Below are 19,976 nucleotides of genomic sequence, written 5' to 3' on the forward strand. Positions count from 1 at the left end.
GTAGAGCTGACGGCGGCGATCCCTTGCGGATCGTCGCCGTCAGTCATTTTCGAGGCCGGTCCGAGTGGCGATGTGGTTCACTACAACGCGGGTTCCGTGTGCGGGGGCACATTCCGGCGTGCTGGAGAGGGTGACGAGGATGCGTGCGTTGAATCTGATGCGAGCCATGCTGCTGTCGGCGGTGTTGGCTGCGGGTCTGTGGGCCGTTTCGGCCACGACGGACGCGCCCGCGCGCGCCGAGGGCGTCGAACAGCTGATGGTGCCGTCGGCGGCCATGGGCCGCGACATCCCGGTCGCCTTCCAGGCCGGTGGACCGCACGCGGTGTTCCTGCTCGACGCGTTCAACGCCGCGCCCGACGTCAGTAACTGGGTCAACGCGGGCAGCGCGATGAGCACGCTGGCGGGCCGCGGCATCTCTGTGGCCGCCCCGGCCAGCGGTGCGTGGAGCCTCTACACGAACTGGGAAGAGGACGGCAGCAAGCAGTGGGAGACCTTCTTGTCCTCGGAGCTGCCGGACTGGCTGGCCGCGAACAAGGGGTTGGCACCCGGCGGGCACGGCATCGTCGGCGCGGCTCAGGGCGGCACGGGGGCGTTGACGCTCGCCGCGTTCCACCCGGACCGGTTCCGCTTCGCCGGGTCGCTCTCGGGATTCCTGACACCGTCGGCCACCACGATGAACGGCGCGATCACCGCTGGGCTGGCGCAGTACGGTAACGCCGACGCCAACAAGATGTGGGGTCCGCCACAGTTCGGTCGCTGGAAGTGGCATGACCCGGATGTGCATGTGCAGCTGCTGGCCGACAACAACACTCGGCTGTGGGTGTTCAGCCCCGGCACCCTGACGTGCAGTGACCCGGCCGCGATGATCGGTTATTGCGATCAGGCCCAGGGCAGTAACCGCTCGTTCTACGCGCATTACCGTTCCGTCGGCGGACGCAACGGACACTTCGACTTCCCGACCACCGGTCAGCACGACTGGGGCAGCTGGGCGCCGCAGCTCGCGCTGATGTCGGGCGAGCTTGTCGCCACCATCAAGTAGGCATCCGGAAAGTTTCCCGAAGCTGCTGCATCTGGACACATTTCGGTTGCCGGTACCGTGGAGGCGTGCAGCACACGGTCTCCTCGGCCACCATGGTCATCGCGGTGTCCGCTGCGTCGCTGCTCACCGGTTGCGGCGCGGGCGACGACATGATGGCCCCCCTCGGGTTACCGGCCTCGCAGATCAACGACGCGGATGCGCAGGCCGGCGATCTGGCGTCGGCGGTCGCGGTGCCGAAGTCGGGACGCAACGGGCAGTTGGTCATTACCGGCCGACAGCGCACATACCTCGACGCGCTCAAAGCCGCAGGCATCACGCCGTCCAGTGATCTGCTGGCGCTGTCGATCGGCTCCTATGTTTGCCAATCCCGGGCGGCCAAGCAGAATGATCAGGCGGTGTGGGATTTTGTACTGCCGCTGGTGCGCAGCGATGTGCGGGACTCCCAGTCGGGAGACACCGCCCCGTTGACTGACAAGGTCAACACCGCCACCGCCGACTACATCCGCATCGCCACCGAACGACTCTGCTAGCACGCGCATCCGAGGAGCACCAGACATCTATGCCAAAAAAGACGCGGCGTAAGCGCCATCGCATCCTGGCCCTGATCGCCGCGGGGGCGATGGCGCTCGTCGTGGTGCTCGTGGTGGCCATCGTCGTGGTGGTGATGCGCCGCCCGGAGACCCCGTCGGCCCCGCCGAGCGCCCAGCCGCCGGTCGGGGTGCCCGGAGGACCGAGCCCGAGTAAGCCGCGCCCGGAGTTTCAGGACGCCAGTTGTCCGGACGTGATGATGGTCTCGATCCCCGGCACCTGGGAGTCCTCGCCGACCGACGATCCGTTCAATCCGACGCAGTTTCCGTTGTCGTTGATGTCGAACGTCAGCAGGCCGATGGTCGAGCAGTTCGGGTCGGAGCGCCTGCAGGTGTACACGGTGCCCTACACCGCTCAGTTCCATAACCCGCTGTCGGCCGACAAGCAGATGTCCTACAACGACAGCCGCGCCGAGGGCACCAGGGCGACCGTCAAAGCCATGGCGGAGATGAACGACCGGTGCCCGCTGACCAGCTATGTGATCGCCGGGTTCTCCCAGGGTGCGGTGATCGGCGGCGATGTCGCCAGTGACATCGGCAACGGCCGTGGCCCGGTGGATCAGGATCTGGTGCTCGGGGTGACGCTGATCGCCGACGGCCGCAGGCAGATGGGTGTGGGTCAGGAAGTGGGCCCGAATCCGGTCGGCCAGGGCGCCGAGATCACGCTGCACGAGGTGCCGACGCTGTCGGCGATGGGATTGTCGATGACGGGCCCGCGCCCGGGCGGGTTCGGCGCGCTCAACAACCGCACGTTCGAAATCTGTGGGACCGGCGATCTGATCTGTTCGGCGCCGGAGGAAGCGTTCTCGATCTTCAATCTGCCCAAGACTCTGGAGACGTTGTCGGGTAGCGCGGCGGGGCCGGTGCATGCGTTGTACAACACGCCGCAGTTCTGGGTCGAGAACGGGCAGACCGCCACGCAATGGGCGCTGAACTGGGCCAAAGACCTCGTGGAGAACGCCCCGCATCCCAAACACGGATAACCGCGCGCCGGATTTGGCTGGAACTGCAAAGTTCCCTTAACATTAAGAGAAAACTAAGAGCATGCGCACGTAGGGGCGCTACGGTGGTGCGTTCCGCCGGCCCCGAGATTTGGCCGCCGGCCCCGGTAGGATGCACGGGGTTTGGGTTCGCACGGTCGGTCGGATGGCTGCGGGCGCACCGTGCATGACGTGCGACAACAGGCTTCGCGACAGTGCGGCTCTGACAGGAGATAGATATGCCGTTCCATAATCCGTTCATCAAGGGCGGTCAGATCAAGTTCCCCGACAACGGGAGTTTGGTCCAGCACGTGGAACGTTGGGCGAAAGTCCGCGGCAACAAGCTGGCCTACCGCTTCCTGGACTTCTCCACGGAGCGCGAAGGAGTGGAACTCGACCTGAACTGGGGCGAGTTCAGCGTCCGTAACCGCGCCGTCGCCGCCCGGTTGCAGCAGGTCACCCAGCCTGGGGACCGCGTGGCGATCCTGTGCCCGCAGAACCTGCAGTACCTCATCGCTTTCTTCGGCGCCATCTACGCCGGCCGCATCGCCGTGCCGCTGTTCGATCCGTCCGAGCCCGGCCACGTCGGCCGCCTGCACGCCGTGCTCGACAATTGCCATCCGACAGCCATCCTGACCACCACCGAAGCGGCCGAGGGCGTTCGGAAGTTCTTCCGCAGCCGTCCGGCCAAGGACCGCCCCCGCGTCATCGCAGTCGATGCGGTCCCCGACGAGGTCGGCGCCACCTGGGAACCGATCGATGTCACCCCCGACACGATCGCCTACCTGCAGTACACCTCCGGTTCGACCCGCATCCCCACCGGTGTGCAGATCACGCATCTGAACCTGGCCACCAACATCGTCCAGGTCGTCGAGGCGCTCGAAGGCGACGAAGGCGACCGCGGGGTGTCCTGGCTGCCGTTCTTCCATGACATGGGCCTGGTCACCGCGCTGGTGGCGCCGATGATCGGCCATTACTGCGTGTTCATGACGCCGGCCGCATTCGTACGTCGCCCCGGCCGCTGGATCCGCGAGATGGCCCGCAAAGAAAGCGACACCGGCGGAGTCATCTCGGTGGCCCCGAACTTCGCGTTCGACCACGCGGCGGCCCGCGGGATACCCAAGGACGGCGAGCCGCCGTTGGACCTGTCCAACGTCAAGGCCGTCCTCAACGGCAGCGAGCCGATCTCGGCAGCGACCGTGCGCCGGTTCAACGAGGCCTTCGCCCCGTACGGCTTCCAGCCCAAGGCCATCAAGCCGTCCTACGGTCTGGCGGAGGCAACGCTGTTCGTGTCGACCATCCCGGCCGCCGAGGCGCCCAAGATCGTCTACGTGGACCGTGATGAGCTGAACGCGCACAAGTTCGTCGAGGTGGACATCGACTCACCGAAGGCGGTGGCGCAGGCCTCAGCAGGCAAGGTCGGTCTCGCGGAATGGGCCGCCATCGTCGACCACGAGTCGGCCACCGAACTGTCCGACGGCCAGATCGGTGAGATCTGGATCAGTGGCCAGAACATGGGCACCGGGTACTGGGGCAAGCCCGAAGAGACTGTCGAAATTTTCCAGAACATCCTCAAGTCGCGCACCAACCCGTCGCACGCCGAAGGCGCCGCAGACGACGCCACCTGGGTGCGCACCGGCGACTACGGCGCGTTCTATGACGGTGACCTCTACATCACCGGCCGGGTCAAGGACCTGGTGATCATCGACGGGCGCAACCACTATCCGCAGGATCTGGAGTACTCGGCGCAGGAGGCGAGCAAGGCGCTGCGCGTCGGCTATGTCGCCGCGTTCTCGGTTCCGGCCAACCAGCTGCCCGCCGAGGTGTTCGAGAACACCCATTCCGGTCTCAAGTACGACTCCGACGACATCTCCGAACAGCTCGTGATCGTCGGAGAACGCGCGCCCGGCACCCACAAGCTCGACGTGGCCCCGATCGCCGACGACATCCGCGCCGCGATCGCGGTCCGCCATGGTGTCACCGTGCGCGACGTGCTGCTGACCCCGGCCGGCGCGATTCCGCGTACCTCCAGCGGCAAGATCGGCCGGCGTGCCTGCCGCGCAGCCTATCTCGACGGCAGTCTGCGCACCGGCAAGGTGGCCAACGCGTTCCCCGATGAGACGGACTGATGAACGGCCGCGCGAAGAACCGAGCGCACTGACGCGACTCCAATCCACCGACCCGAGGCGCCGAAGGCACCCGGTCATGGCGAAGGTGACCTGAAAATGGATGAAGCACAGAACGATTCGAATCTTCCAGAGCAAATCGCTCCGCACGGGAGCGACCAGGACACCGAGACCACCGGCGCGGCGGCATCCCGCCCCGACATGAGCGTCACGGAGATGCGCGAGTGGCTGCGTAAGTGGATCGCGAATGCGACCGGGCAGTCCGCCGACGGCATCGACGAGTCCGCCCCGATGGTCGAGCTGGGCCTGTCGTCGCGTGATGCGGTCGCGATGGCCAGCGACATCGAGGACCTGACCGGGGTGACGCTGACGGCCACCGTGGTGTTCCGCAACCCGACGATCGAGTCGTTGGCGACCGTCATCATCGAGGGTGAGCCGGAACCCGAGATCACCGACGACGAGGACTGGACGCGCACCGGCGACATCGAGGACATCGCCATTGTCGGTGTGGCAACCCGCTTCCCGGGGGACATGGACACCCCTGGCGAGATGTGGACCGCCCTGCTCGAGGGCCGCGACGCCATCACCGATCTGCCCGAGGGCCGGTGGGAGGAGTTTCTCTCCGAGCCCCGGATCGCCGAACGTGTGGGTAAGGCCCGTACCCGGGGCGGCTATCTGTCCGATATCAAGGGCTTCGACTCCGAATTCTTCGCGTTGTCGAAGATGGAAGCCGACAACATCGACCCGCAGCAGCGGATGGCACTCGAACTCACCTGGGAGGCACTCGAGCACGCCCGCATCCCGGCGTCGAGTCTGCGCGGCACCAGTGTTGGTGTGTACGTGGGCAACTCGGTCAACGACTACAGCTTCCTGGCGATGAGCGATCCGTCGGTCGCGCACCCCTACGCGATCACCGGAACTGCGAGTTCGATCATCGCCAACCGGGTTTCCTATTTCTTCGACTTCCGTGGCCCGTCGGTCGCGGTGGACACCGCGTGCTCGAGCTCATTGGTGGCCGCTCACCAGGGTGTGCAGGCGCTGCGCACCGGTGAGGCCGACGTGGCGATCGTCGGTGGCGTCAACGCGTTGATCACCCCGATGGTGACAGTCGGTTTCGACGAGGTCGGTGGTGTGCTCGCCCCGGACGGCCGGATCAAGTCGTTCTCGGCCGACGCCGACGGCTATGCCCGCTCCGAGGGCGGCGGCATGCTGGTGCTCAAGCGGGTGTCCGATGCGCGCCGGGACGGTGACGAGATTCTCGCGGTGATTGCAGGCAGTGCGATCAACCACGACGGTCGGTCCAACGGTCTGCTGGCGCCCAACCCCGACGCCCAGGCCGAGGTGCTGCGCAAGGCCTACAAGAACGCCGGGATCAACCCGCGCGAGGTCGACTACATCGAAGCCCACGGCACCGGGACCATCCTGGGTGACCCGATCGAAGCCGATGCGTTGGGTCGGGTGGTCGGCCAGGGCCGCTCAGCCGACCGGCCTGCTCTGCTGGGTGCGGTGAAATCCAATGTGGGGCACCTGGAATCGGCAGCGGGCGCGGCGAGCCTGGCCAAGGTGACGCTGGCGCTGCATCACGATAAATTGCCGCCGTCGATCAACTATGCCGGCCCCAACCCCTACATCGACTTCGACCGGGAACACCTCAAGGTCAACGACACCGTCGCGGAATGGCCGCGCTACAGCGGCCATGCCATCGCCGGGGTGTCCGGTTTCGGCTTCGGCGGTGCCAACGCGCACCTGGTGTTGCGCGAGGTCCTGCCGACCGATCTTGTCGAGCCGGAGCCCGAACCCGAGCCGGTCGAGGACAAGCCGCAGGCTTCAGAAGCCGATGCGGTCTACGTCGGCGGCGTGCGGATGGACGAGTACGGCGAGTTCGTTCACGACGAAGAAGACGAAAAGCCGGGGGAGCTGGCTGAATACCCCGCTTACGACGAGGGCACGCACGAACTGCCGGGCCTGACCGATGAGGCCAAACGCCTGCTGGAGATCGCCCGTGAAGAACTGGATTCGGCTGAACAGACCGCACCCGTTGTACCGCTGGCAGTTTCGGCATTCCTGAGCTCGCGCAAGAAGGCCGCAGCTGCCGAACTCGCCGACTGGATCGACAGTGCGGAGGGCCGGGCGTCCACGCTGGAGGCGATCGGCCGCTCGCTGTCACGGCGTAACCACGGCCGTTCCCGCGCGGTGGTGCTGGCCCACGATCACGACGAGGCGATCAAGGGTCTGCGCGCCCTGGCCGAAGGCAAGCAGCATCCGAGTGTGATCGCCTCCGATGGCCCGGTGACCAACGGTCCCGTGTGGGTGCTCGCCGGATTCGGTGCCCAGCACCGCAAGATGGGCAAGAGCCTGTATCTGCGTAACGAGATCTTCGCCCAGTGGATCAACACCGTGGATTCCTACGTCCAGGACGAGTTGGGTTACTCCGTCGTCGAATTGATTCTCGACGATTCACAGGACTACGGCATCGAGACCACTCAGGTCACCATCTTCGCGATCCAGGTCGCCCTCGGTGAACTGCTCAAGGCACACGGCGCCAAACCCGGTGCGCTGGTGGGCCAGTCGCTCGGCGAGGCGGCCGCGGCCTACTTCGCCGGCGGGTTGTCGCTGGCCGATGCCACCCGCACCATCTGCTCGCGTTCGCACCTGATGGGTGAGGGCGAGGCGATGCTGTTCGGCGAGTACATCCGGTTGATGGCACTGGTGGAGTACTCCGCCGACGAGATCAAGACCGTGTTCTCGGACTACCCGGATCTGGAGGTGTGCGTGTACGCCGCGCCGACCCAGACCGTGATCGGCGGGCCGCCCGAACAGGTCGACGCGATCATCGCCCGCGCCGAAGCCGAGGGCAAATTCGCCCGCAAGTTCCAGACCAAGGGCGCCAGCCACACCCAGCAGATGGATCCGCTGCTCGGTGAGCTCGCTGCGGAACTGCAGGGCATCCAACCTCATCCGCTGACCACGGCGTACTACTCGACAGTGCACGAGGGCAGCCTGATCCGGGCGGGCTCGGATCCGATCCACGATGTCGACTACTGGAAGAAGGGGCTGCGGCACAGCGTCTACTTCACCCACGGCATCCGCAACGCCGTCGACAACGGCCACACCACGTTCCTTGAGCTGGCACCGAACCCGGTGGCGCTCATGCAGGTCGGGTTGACCACCGCTGCGGCCGGCCTCCACGATGCGCAGCTGGTGGCCACGCTGGCCCGCAAGCAGGATGAGGTCGACTCGATGACCTCGGCCATGGCGCAGTTGTTCGTGCACGGGCATGACCTGGACTTCCGCACGCTTTTCACCAAGGCGTCCGACCCGGCCACCGATTACGCGAACGTGCCGCCGACCCGGTTCAAGCGCAAGCAGCACTGGCTGGACGCGCACTTCACCGGCGACAGTTCCGCGGTGATGCCGGGCAACCATGTCGCGACGCCGGACGGTCGCCACGTCTGGGAGTACGCAGGCAAGGGTGCCGCAGATCTGGCTGCACTTGTCAAAGCTGCTGCCGCCCAGGTGCTTCCGGATGCCAAGCTGACCGCTTCCGAGCAGCGCGCGGTGCCCGCTGATGGTGCCCGGCTGGTCACTACACTGACCCGTCACCCCGGTGGTGCGTCGGTGCAGGTGCACGCCAGGATCGACGAATCGTTCACGCTGGTCTACGACGCGATCGTGAGCCGCGGTGGCGCTGCGGCCGCACTGCCGACCGCAGTGGGTGCCGGAGTGGCCGCGGCCCCCGCCGTGGAGGCCGCCCCGACGACAGCCCCCGCCGAGCCCGACGACGCGCAGATCCTTTCCGACAACCTCACCCAGGGCGCGAATCTCGGTGCGGGCTTTGCGAAGTGGTCACCGGATTCCGGGGAGACCGTGGCGCAGCGGTTGGGCACGATCGTCGGTGGCGCCATGGGCTATGAGCCTGAGGACCTGCCGTGGGAGGTGCCGCTGATCGAGCTCGGTCTCGACTCGCTGATGGCGGTCCGCATCAAGAACCGGGTGGAATACGACTTCGACCTGCCTCCGATCCAGCTGACCGCGGTGCGCGACGCGAACCTGTACGCGGTCGAGAAGCTGATCCAGTACGCGATCGAGCATCGCGACGAGGTGGGTGAGCTCGCCGACGCCCAGAAGGGGCAGACCGCCGAGGAGATCGCCGCCGCCCAGGCCGAACTCATGGGTGGGGCCACCACGGTCGCCGAGCTCGAAGCCAAGTTGGCCGAGGCGAGCGCAGCGACGGGGACGGAAGCCGGCGCGAGCGAGATCCCCCCGCCGCCGACGGACCCCAGCGGCCCGACCGTCCCGCCGCCGACGGACCCGTCCGGGCCGACCGGTCCGGGCAAGGCCACCGCGGCCGCGGCAGCAGCGAAGGTGCTCACCCAGGAGGCCGTCACCGAGGCGCTCGGCGCCGACGTGCCTCCACGTGATGCCGCCGAACGCGTCACGTTCGCGACCTGGGCGATCGTCACGGGCAAGTCCCCTGGTGGCATCTTCAGCGAGTTGCCTTCGGTGGATGACGAGACGGCGACCAAGCTGGCCGACCGGCTGTCCGAGCGTGCCGAGGGCACCGTGACGGTCGAGAACATCAAGGCGGCCAAGACCATCGAGGAATTGGCCACCGTGGTCCGCGATCAGTTGGAAGAAGGCGTGGTCGACGGATTCGTCCGCACGCTGCGGCCGGCGAAAGAGGGTTCGTCGAGCGTCCCGCTGTTCGTGTTCCACCCGGCCGGTGGTTCGACAGTGGTCTACGAACCGCTGTTGAAGCGCCTCCCGGCGGACACTCCGGTGTACGGCATCGAGCGGGTCGAGGGTTCGATCGAGGAGCGGGCGGCCGAATACGTGCCCAAGCTCCTGGCGATGCACAGCGGTCCGTTCGTGTTGGCGGGCTGGTCATTGGGCGGCGCACTGGCTTACGCGTGTGCGATCGGGCTCGATCAGGCCGGCGCCGATGTGCGGTTCGTCGGCCTGATCGACGCCGTGCGTCCCGGTCAGCCGATTCCGCAGACCAAGGAGGAGATGCGCAAACGCTGGGACCGCTATGCGCGGTTCGCCGAGCGCACCTTCAATGTGGAGGTCCCCGAGATTCCTTACGAGGAACTGGAGAAGCTCGACGACGACGGCCAGGTGCGTTTCGTGCTGGATGTGGTCAAGGAGAGCGGGGTGCAGATTCCCGGTGGCATCATCGAGCATCAGCGCACGTCCTACCTGGACAATCGGGCGCTCGACACGATCGACATCCAGCCGTACGACGGACACGTCACCCTTTACATGGCGGACCGCTACCACGACGACGCGATTGTTTTCGAGCCTGCCTACGCCACGCGGCAACCTGATGGCGGATGGGGCGAATTCGCCTCTGACCTCGAGGTGGTGCACATCGGGGGTGAGCACATCCAGGCGATCGATGAGCCGTACATTGCGAAGGTTGGTGCGCATATGAGTGAGGCGCTCAACCGTATCGAAGCTGAGAGTGAGACGAAGTGACGACTGAGGCAACGCCCACCCACGCCCCCAAGACGAGCGCCGAACTGCTTGCCGAGCTTCGAGAAAAGCTGGAGCTCGCCAAGGAACCCGGTGGCGAGAAGGCCATCGCCAAGCGCGAGAAGAAGGGCATTCCCAGTGCCCGCGCGCGGATCCACGCACTGCTCGATCCGGGCAGCTTTCTGGAGATCGGCGCGCTGTGCAAGACGCCGGGTGATCCCAACGCGCTGTTCGGTGACGGCGTCGTCACCGGCCACGGCACCATCAACGGCCGTCCGGTCGGCGTGTTCAGCCACGACCAGACGGTGTTCCAGGGCACGGTCGGCGAGATGTTCGGCCGCAAGGTCGCCAAGCTGATGGAGTGGGTGGCCATGGTCGGCTGCCCGATCATCGGCATCAACGATTCCGGCGGCGCCCGCATCCAGGACGCGGTGACCTCGCTGGCCTGGTACGCCGAGCTGGGCCGGCGTCATGAGCTGCTGCGTGGCACGGTTCCGGAGATCTCCATCATCCTCGGCAAATGCGCAGGCGGAGCGGTGTATTCGCCGATCCAGACCGACCTGGTGATCGCGGTTCGCGACCAGGGCTACATGTTCGTCACCGGTCCCGACGTCATCAAGGACGTCACCGGTGAGGACGTCAGCCTCGACGAACTCGGCGGCGCCGACGCCCAGGCCCGTTACGGCAACATCCACCAGGTCGTCGAGGACGAGGCCGCGGCGTTCCAGTACGCGCGCGATTACCTCAGCTTCCTGCCCGCCAACACCTTCGACGATCCGCCGATCGTGAACCCGGGCCTGGAGCCTGAGGTCACGCCGCACGACCTCGAGCTCGATACGATCGTGCCCGACGCGGACAACACGGCTTACGACATGCACGAGATTCTGCTGCGGATCTTCGACGACGGCGACGTGTTCGATGTGGCTGCCCAGCGCGGTCAGGCGATGATCACCGCGTTCGCCCGGGTCGACGGGCATCCGGTCGGCGTGATCGCCAACCAGCCGATGTACATGTCCGGCGCGATCGACAACGAGGCGTCGGACAAAGCCGCCGGATTCGTCCGGTTCTGCGATTCCTACAATCTGCCTTTGGTTTTCGTGGTCGACACCCCCGGCTTCCTGCCCGGTGTCGAGCAGGAGAAGGGCGGCATCATCAAACGCGGCGGCCGGTTCCTCAACGCCGTCGTCGAGGCCGACATCCCGAAGGTGACCATCACCATCCGCAAGTCCTACGGCGGCGCGTATGCGGTGATGGGTTCCAAGCAGCTCTCCGCCGACCTGAACTTCGCGTGGCCGACGGCCCGCATCGCGGTGATCGGTGCCGAGGGTGCGGCCCAGTTGCTGGTGAAACGGTTCCCGGATCCCACCGCGCCGGAGGTGCAGAAGATCCGCGCCGACTTCATCGAGGGCTACAACCTCAACATGGCCACGCCGTGGATCGCCGCCGAGCGCGGGTTCATCGACGCGGTCATCCAGCCCCACGAGACCCGGTTGCTGCTGCGTAAGTCACTGAAGCTGCTGCGGGACAAACAGAATCACGCGCGGGTGCAGCGCAAGCACGGCCTGACGCCGATCTAGTCCGGTGCCCGCCCAGACCATCACCGCCGACCAGTCCGACGGCGATCTGCAGGTCCGCACCGGGGTGACCGGGCCGGCCGCGAAGATGGGTCACCGGTTGACCATTGCGATGGCCTCCTGGCGTGCCGAAGTGCGCGTGGCCGGCGGCTGTCCCGAGGCGGTCACGATGACCGTGGATGTGGGCTCGCTGCAGGTGCTCGGTGGTGAAGGCGGGGTGACTCCGCTGACCGACCCGGAGAAGGTGCTGGTCCGGTCCAATGCGCTGAAAACCTTTGATGCCAAACGGTTTACGCAGATCAGCTACACCGCTGAGCGCGTAGAGCCCACCGAGCGCGGGTACCGGTTGGACGGCGCCCTGCAGATCCACGGCAAGACCCGCAGCCACCCGCTCGAGGTGACCGTGGCCGAGGAGAGCGGGCAGTGGCTGATCACCGGTGAAACCGAGGTCCGGCAATCCGATTACGGGATCAAGCCGTACTCGATGATGCTCGGTGCCATGAAAGTCGCCGATGAGGTGACGGTTTCGCTGTCGCTTCGACTGCCGAGGGCCTAGGCGTCTTCCGCCACCTCACCCAAACCTACCTCTGAGCACCTCGGGTTGGGGTTGTATAAACCCATGTCGAACCATTTCACCGGGCTCAGCCTGGGGCCGCCGCTGGGAGACCAACGCCTCGACCTGTGTGACCTGTATGCGTTCCAGTCGCCCGCCGATCCGACGCGTACCGTGCTCATCCTCAACGCCAACCCGAACGCAGATGCGTTGCACCCCGACGCCATCTACCGATTGGCGATCGACAACGACGGCGATCTGCGCGACGACATCGCCTTCAGCTATGTGTTCTCCGAACCGGAGGGTGGTCGCCAGACCGTCGACGTGTTCCTGGCTGCCGACGATGACGCGGAATCACCGGAAGCGGTGGGGGAGCGGATCTTCACCGGTGTCGAGGTGTCCTTCGGCAAGACGCCGGTGATCGCGGAGTCGAACGGATACCGGTTCTTTGCCGGCGCCCGCAGCGACGCGTTCTTCTTCGACTACGACGGCATCAACAACCTGTTCGACACCAGCGGCGGCCGTAACTTCACCGCGCCGCATCTGGGCGGCGAATCCCCATGGACCGGTAAGGATTCGAACGCGGCGGCAAACGTGTTCTGCATGGCCATCGAGCTTCCGACGGTCCAGTTGGGCGCCGATCCCGACATTCGCATCTGGGGCCGTTGCAGTGTGCGTCGCGATGGTGAGCTGCTGCATGTGGACCGCGCCGGGCATCCGTCGGTGAGCAGTTTCTTCAACACCGACGACACCAAGGAGGAGTACAACGCGAGCGTGCCGATCCACGATCGGGAGCGGTGGATCGGCCAGTTCATCCACCTGTTGGGACACACCGGTGGCTACTCGCATGACGAGGCGATCGCGGTCATCGACAACGAAGGCATCCTGCCCGACATGCTGACGTTCAACCCGTCAAAACCTGCGAAGTATCCGAACGGCCGGGTGTTCGCCGACGACGTCATCAACTACCGGCTGGCCTCGCTGACCAACGGCGACTGCCCGCCGACCGGGTTGAGCCCACACACCGACACCCTCGACGAATTTCCGTACCTCGGCACGCCGCACTGAGACTGCGCGAGCTAGGGCCCGATCCGGATCGGGCCCGGCTTGTACAGACCGCTGTGGGTTTCAGTGCCGAGGTCGATCTGCGCCGGTGTGGCATCGACAATGGTGTCGAACTTGCGCAGCGAGCCCCAGTCCTGGCCCCAGTCCTTCGACAGGTACGTCGACATCACCGAGGCCCGCAGCAACAGGTCGGTGATCCCGAGCAGACCGCCGTTGATGCCGTCCTGCCAGGTGTCGGTGCTCTGCAGCTTGGCGTAGTAGTCCGGCGAGATCCTGAACTTGGGTATTTCGGTGACGCCGTTGGCGTGCAGCATCGGCTGCTGGCAGGGGAAGGCCAGCCCGACGGCCCAGTCGATCAGCACGGGCTGCTGCGAGCCGACGTACTCCTGCACCGACCGGACCTCGGGCACGCGCGGCGGGGTCACGGCGATCCAGTCGCCCTGGCTCAGCGAGAGATCCTCGGCGATCACCCGTACCGCCACCGCGTCCGCGGGGATCTCCGAGCGTGGGTAGCGGAGGTTGCGCCACGACGGCGTGGGTCCGACGTCGTACGGCTCGACCCGGCCTGCGGGCACGGGCGCCCCGTCGGGTCCGCGGCGGGCGTACTCGAGTTCGACGGTCTGGCCGGTCGTGAGGCCCTCGGCGATGCTGGTTCCCGTGATCGTGCCTGCGGCCGTGATGGTCACCAGAGGATGTGCGTTGTCTGCGGCGGGTAGCTCGTACCACGCCGACGCCAGCTTGCTCTCCTGCTGTGCGTCAAGGGAATACGTGCCCGCGACGGGGACGCGTGCCGGGTCCAGGCCGTAGGGCAGCGGCACCGTGGAGCCGTTTATCCCCGGCGTGGACCGCTTGACGGGCTGGGTCCAGTCGTAATCGGTGCCGGGCTGCGGATTGTTGAGCCTGATGGCCTCGGCGATGATGCGGTCGGGAACGCCGTTGGGGGAGAAGCCTGTCGGGTGCTCGCCTCCGAGCGGCCCGAGCGGACCCCAGGACTGGCCGGGGCTCGCAGGCAACGCCTGCAGGAAACCGGCGTTGGAATCGGGTTCGACCAGGACGTCGTCGGCCAGGCCGCAGCCTCCGGCGAACGCGCGGATATTGGCCCACCCGTTGGAATAGGTCGGGTACTGGCGTACTACGCCGATCACCATGGACGCGACGAAGACGACGACCATGAAACCGGCTGCGATCGGGACGGGCGCCGCGGTCAGCCGGTCGACGGCCTTGGACTCGCCCCGACCCGACAGGTGTAGCCAGAACGCCCACAGCGCCGCGATCGCCGACAGTGCGAAGAACACGGCGCTGACTGTGACGCCACCGAACTCGGGAACCGAATTGTTGAACGGCGCACCGAAGTTCGAGACATACCACCAGCCGTTCGTGGAGGCGAAACAGAACGCCAGCACGAACAACACCAGAGACAGGAATGCCATCCGATTGCGGGCCGACCGCAGCACGGCCGGCGATACCAGCACCGTCGCGAGCGCAGCCATCGCACCGCCCACGGCGGCGAACAGCCCGAAGTGGTGAATCCACTTGGTGGGGGTGAACATCAGGAAGAAGATGGTGGCGAAGATGATGCCCATCAGCCGCCAGGCCGGGCCCCGTGCCACGCCCGCGACCCGCTTCCGTCGCAACATCATGAACAGCGAGGGGAAGAGGCACATCGCGGTGAACACGAATGCCACCCGCCGCGAGATCGCCCCGTCGGTGGTGGGCAGGATCAGGTAGTAGTAGCGCAGATTCTCGGTCCACCACTCCTGACTGGGGCCGATCGCCGTGCGAATCCTGGTGGCTTCCAGCACTGTTGCCAGTGTCTGGTCGGCGAACACCACGGCCAGGATCACGGTGCCCGCGGCCAGCAGCGGCGCCACCAGTGGCCACGTCCCGACGACCTGGCGGCGACGCATCACGATGCGCAGGATCGGTCGGCCACCGGCGAGCAGGGCGGCGACGGCGATCAGGCCCGTCGGCTGGATCCCGAGGGTGAACGCGGCCGTGGTGATGGCCAGTGCGGCCGGGGTCAGCCGGCCCGACGTGACCGCTCGCTCGATCAGCACGTAGGTGATCAGCGCGCCGGTGGCGATCTGGCCCTCAGGCCGCAGCCCGTTGTTGAACGGCATCCACGCGCCCAGCAGCACCAGCCCTGCGGCCCACAGTGCCGGTCGACTGGCTGAGACGGCGGGCCCGAGCCGGGGCAGCACCTCGCGTGACAGCAACAGCCAGCACAGGAGTGCACAGATCAGGTCCGGCAGCCGGATCCAGATGCTGGCATCGCTGACCTTGGTCATCAGTGCCAGCAGGTTGTAGTACCAGCCGAACGGATCCTCCGGACTGCCGAACCAGCGGAAGTAGTTGGCCATGTAGCCGCCGTGGTCGGCCACGCGTGCCATCTGAAGGATGTAGCCGTCATCCGACGAGTTGGCGCCGATGACGTACCAGAGTGCGAACCCTCCGACAACGACGCCGTCGACCGCGGTGAACGTGCGCCAGCGGGTCGGGATCAGGCGGTGCATGCGCCGCCCGTCGAGCCGGTCCAGGCGCCACAGGGCGAGCAGCGCGATCACGGTCGAGACGATCGCCAGCAGCATCGCCGCGAGCTTCAGCGCGGTCGGATGGGTGGTGAAGCGCGTGTCGATGGTTGCCGACATCGACAGTCCCTGCGGCGCAGGACCGGTGAGGTCGGTGAACACGCCGACGATGGCGGGCCGCAGGTTCGGGTCGGCGTAGCCGGTGCGTTGCGGTTTACCGGCGTCGGATCCCGAAACCTGAGTGAGTCCGACGAAATCGGCGAAGGTGCCGTCGGTCGACGACGTGATCTCGATGCGCTGACACTCTGGTGCGGCGACCCGGTCCCGGTTCACGCTGGCGACGACGACGTTGCGCACGATCACGTCGACGCGCGACTCGGTGACACTGACGAGCATCGCGTTGAGGGCGGCGTCGCGACCTTCGGCGGGAGCCGTGCCGAACAACAGGCCGCCGTCGGCAGGCATATCGCGCACGACGGCACACGGCACCGTCGCGGTGAGGTTGACCGGGGCCTGCGTGATCAGCGGTGCGGTGACGTTGGTCAGCTGGCCCTGCTGCGGCCAGTTCAGCGTCGCCGTGGTCTGCGTGACGGGCAGCAGCGGGGTGGCCACGGCGAGCACGAACCCGAGCAGGCCGGCGATCGTGGCGATCCAGCGCGCAATTTTCACGTCGCGCTGATTCATGATTCGCTCGCGAGCTTCGCTCATGGCAGCGCCCTGATCGGTCCGCCGCGACTCCAACCGAACACTCGCGTCGATCCTTCCTCGATGACGGCGCTCGGCGCCTGATCTTGCGGTACCACCCGGATGTAGCGTTCGAGCGAGCCCCAGTCCCGGTACCAGTCGTCCCGCAGGTAGGTCGGGATCGCCTCGGTCCGGAGCAGCGCCTGGATGAACAGGAACGGCCCACCGTCGGCGGCGGACTGCCACTGGTTCGACGAGGCCACCATCTGCTTGAAGTTCGGGATGATCCGGTACTCGGGCAGTTCGGCGACGCCGAGACGTTCCGCGAACGGCCGCTGGCACGGGAAGTTCGCCGCGGTGGCGATGTCCATCATCACCGGGGTCTGGCTGCCGAGGAATTGCTGTGCGGTCTGCAGCACCGGCACGCGCGGCGGCGTGAAGGCGAACCACTGATCCTCGGACAGGTTCGGGTCGTCGGCCACGATGCGGGCGACATTGGCCTCCGGTGGCGCGGTGGTCAGCGGGAACCGCAGGTTTCGCCACGCCTTCTGCTGGAAGATGTCGATCGGCTGCACTTCGTTGAATGCCTGATACGAGCCGTCGGGCCGGGCCACACCCCACTGCAGTTTGAGGGACTGGCCGTAGTTGAACGACCCGTCTTCCTCGTAGTACCAGATGGCGCCTGCGGCGGCGACGCTCACCAGCGGCCGGTCCGGCGTGCGTGGCGGCAGTTGATACCAGGACGACGTGGCCTTGGCGGCCAGGGTGTTCTCGTCGTAACTGCCCATCACCGGGGTGCGCTTCGGATCGAGGCCGAAGGGCAGGAACACCCGGGATCCGTTGATGCCCTCGGGGCCGTAGCCGCCGCCGGTGCCTGCGGTGTACCCGACTCCGATGTTGGGCTTGTCGACGGGACCGTCGGAGTTGACGGTGCCGGGGTTGGCCGCGACGGGTTCGGCGGGCTCAAGGGTGTCGCTGACGCCGTTCGGCGTGAATCCGATGGGATCCTCACCGCCGAGCGGACCGTACTGGCCGAAGCGCTGACCGGGCACCGGTTGCAGCATGCCCGCGTTGGGGTCGGCTTCGACGAGAACGGAATCGGCCATGGCGCAACTGTCCGCGGCGAATCCGGACCGCAGCGTGGCCAGGTTGGCCGCGCCCGTGGTGTAGGCGGGGTAGCGGACGGCGGTCGCCTTGAGCATCGAGCCCAACTCCAGCACCACCATGATGGTGGCGACGATGAGCAGTGGGGTCGACGCCAGCGCACGGTTGCGGCCGGTATCGGCGACCTGGGTATGCCCGGAGTAGTCGATCCGGAAGTGCAGCCAGCCGGCGAGCAGACCGCCCGCGATGGCCAGGACCAGGAAGATCGTGGTGACCGGGAACCCCACGATGACCGGTTGCTTGTCGAACCAGGGCACGCCGTAGTTGCCGACGTAGAACCAGCCGTTGAGGCCCGACGTCGCCCAGGCCAGGATGAACAGGAGCGCCGTCACGTACAGCGCCAGGTTGCGGCGGCTGTGCAGCCCGACGCGGGCGAAGGCGAACGCCGTGACACCGCCGAGGGCTCCCGCCAGGCCGGCGAACGCCCCGAACTGGATGGCCCACTTGGTGGGCGTGAGCATCAGCAGCAGCAGCCCGATGGCCGTCGAGCCGGTCAGCCGCCATACCGGTCCGCTGACGGCGCCAGGCACCCCGCCGCGGCGCAGCAGCACCATGATCAGCCCGAACACGCACAGCAGCATGACCAGCACCGCGAACCGGCGGGTCAGTGAACCGTCCACACTGTCCTCGACCGTGAGGAAGTAGTACCGCAGGAACTCCTGATACCAGGGGATGGTCGGTCCGACAACGTATTTGATGCGCACCGATTCGGCGACGGTGGCCAGCGTCTGGTCGCGGAACACGATGACGGAGACCAGCGCCACCGACGAGGCCAGCGCCGCGAGCGGCGCCAGGATGCCCTCGCTGCGGCGGCGCGCGACCACGATGCGTCCGATGGCGCGTGCGCCGACCAACAGCGGTGCCAACGCGATCAGCCCCTGCGGGGCGAGCGTGACCGAGAACATCGCGATGACGATGGCGATGGCGGCGGGCGCCAATCGGCGGGTTCCGATGGCCTTCTCCACGAGGATCCACACCGCGACCACGGCGAACGCGATGAGCGGTTCGGGCCTCAACCCGTTGTTGAACGGCAGCCACGCGGCCAGGAACGTCGCGCCCGCGGTCAACACCGCCACCCGGTTGGCCGCCACGCGCCTGCCGATCCTTGGCAGGATGGCGCGGCTGATGATGAGCCACGTCGCGATTGCGGCGGCCGTGGCGGGCAGCCGCATCCAGACGCTGTCGGTGCTGATCGCGGCCAGATGTGCCAGCACGCTCTGATACCAGTCGAACGGCGCTTCGCTGGCGCCGAAGTAGCGGTAGTAGTTGGCCGAGTACCCGGCCTCCGCGGAGACGCGGGCGATGGTGAGGTTGTAGCCGTCGTCGGAAGACAGTGCGCCGACGACGTGCCAGACGAGCAGGCCGCCGATCACGCCGGCATCGGTCAGCCAGGTCCACAGCCCGACGCGGCGCCGGCTGCGCGGTGCGCGCCTGCCCGAGACACGGTCGAGCAGCATCAGCGCCACGATCGACGCGATCACACATCCGACGCCGAGCACCATCACGAGCAGCTTGAGCGCGGTCGGTGAGGTGATGAAGCGGGTGTCGACGTCGATGCGGGCGCCCAGGTCGGGTTGGGCGGCCACCTTCAGATCGCTGAACGCCCCCGAGACCTGGGGGCGTTTGTCGACGGACAGGGTCCCGGTGGCGCCGGGTATCCCCACGAAGTCGGCGCCGACGGCACCGACGTTGGACCAGACGTGGATCGTGGTGCAGGCCCCGGAGTCCACTGCGGCCCTCGGCGCGACGGCGGCGACGGTGTCGCGGAACGCGACGTAGACGACGTCGGCGTTGGCGCGGACGAACATGCCGTTGCGGCCCGCTTCGATACCGCCCGCCGGGTTCGTGGAGAACACCACGCCACCATCGGGCGGCAGCGTGGCGACGGTGCGGCAGGGGATCGTGACGTCGAGCGACCTGGGCGCGCCTGCCACCAGCGGGGCCGTCACATCGGTGATGTTGCCGTCGGCGTCGGTGCCCTGGGGCCACAGGATGGTCGCGGTGGACTGGTTGACCGGCAACAGGGGGACGAGGGCACACAGCACCACACCGGCGATGCCGGCGACAAGGGCGATCAGACGTGCGATCCCTGGGGAACCGCCCACTGCGCTGTCTACTGTTCGCTCACTCAGTTGTCCCTCCGGCACGAGGCTCGATGGTATGCGACCCGGATGTGAGCGCCCTTTCCCCGTGCCGACCTA

General features: G+C 66.9%; 10 protein-coding genes. 8 read left to right on the forward strand and 2 right to left on the reverse strand.

Features of this window, described 5'->3' with window-relative positions:
* The first annotated feature begins 139 nt into the window (after positions 1 to 139).
* From M1247_RS02845 to M1247_RS02880, 8 genes are all read left to right on the forward strand, one after another.
* Positions 140 to 1,039 carry an alpha/beta hydrolase-fold protein gene (locus M1247_RS02845; RefSeq protein ID WP_317154735.1) on the forward strand — a complete coding sequence of 300 codons (900 nt, stop codon included), beginning with the start codon at positions 140 to 142 and terminating at the stop codon, positions 1,037 to 1,039.
* A gap of 65 nt (positions 1,040 to 1,104) precedes the next feature.
* Positions 1,105 to 1,569: a DUF732 domain-containing protein gene (locus tag M1247_RS02850; RefSeq protein WP_317154736.1), complete on the forward strand. Its 465-nt coding sequence runs from the start codon at positions 1,105 to 1,107 to the stop codon at positions 1,567 to 1,569.
* A gap of 29 nt (positions 1,570 to 1,598) precedes the next feature.
* Positions 1,599 to 2,609, forward strand: a complete 1,011-nt coding sequence (gene culp6 / locus M1247_RS02855; protein WP_317154737.1) for a carboxylesterase Culp6 — start codon at positions 1,599 to 1,601, stop codon at positions 2,607 to 2,609.
* Positions 2,610 to 2,845: 236 nt separating this feature from the next.
* Positions 2,846 to 4,735 carry a long-chain-fatty-acid--AMP ligase FadD32 gene (gene fadD32, locus M1247_RS02860; RefSeq protein WP_317154738.1) on the forward strand — a complete coding sequence of 630 codons (1,890 nt, stop codon included), beginning with the start codon at positions 2,846 to 2,848 and terminating at the stop codon, positions 4,733 to 4,735.
* Positions 4,736 to 4,831: 96 nt separating this feature from the next.
* Positions 4,832 to 10,210: a polyketide synthase Pks13 gene (pks13, locus tag M1247_RS02865; protein WP_410506795.1), complete on the forward strand. Its 5,379-nt coding sequence runs from the start codon at positions 4,832 to 4,834 to the stop codon at positions 10,208 to 10,210.
* The gene (locus tag M1247_RS02870) at positions 10,207 to 11,784 is read left to right on the forward strand and encodes an acyl-CoA carboxylase subunit beta (protein WP_317154739.1); all 1,578 of its coding nucleotides are present in this window, start codon (positions 10,207 to 10,209) and stop codon (positions 11,782 to 11,784) included. The genes pks13 and M1247_RS02870 overlap by 4 nt, the downstream gene beginning before the upstream one ends.
* Before the next feature lie 4 nt (positions 11,785 to 11,788).
* A complete protein-coding gene (locus M1247_RS02875) occupies positions 11,789 to 12,337 on the forward strand; it encodes a YceI family protein (RefSeq protein WP_317154740.1) in 549 nt (182 codons plus the stop codon).
* A gap of 63 nt (positions 12,338 to 12,400) precedes the next feature.
* Complete coding sequence (locus M1247_RS02880; RefSeq protein ID WP_317154741.1) at positions 12,401 to 13,402, forward strand: DUF4331 family protein; 1,002 nt, start codon at positions 12,401 to 12,403, stop codon at positions 13,400 to 13,402.
* An 11-nt stretch (positions 13,403 to 13,413) separates the two neighbouring features.
* On the opposite strand, the gene M1247_RS02885 is transcribed toward M1247_RS02880, so the two are convergent.
* Complete coding sequence (locus tag M1247_RS02885) at positions 13,414 to 16,635, reverse strand: arabinosyltransferase domain-containing protein (RefSeq protein WP_317154742.1); 3,222 nt, start codon at positions 16,633 to 16,635, stop codon at positions 13,414 to 13,416.
* Positions 16,632 to 19,880, reverse strand: coding sequence for an arabinosyltransferase domain-containing protein (locus M1247_RS02890; RefSeq protein WP_317154743.1), 3,249 nt, complete (start codon positions 19,878 to 19,880; stop codon positions 16,632 to 16,634). The genes M1247_RS02885 and M1247_RS02890 overlap by 4 nt, the downstream gene beginning before the upstream one ends.
* Between the last annotated feature and the right edge of the window lie 96 nt (positions 19,881 to 19,976).

Source organism: Mycobacterium appelbergii (assembly GCF_032883035.1).
In the GTDB taxonomy this organism is placed as follows: Bacteria; Actinomycetota; Actinomycetes; order Mycobacteriales; family Mycobacteriaceae; genus Mycobacterium; species Mycobacterium appelbergii.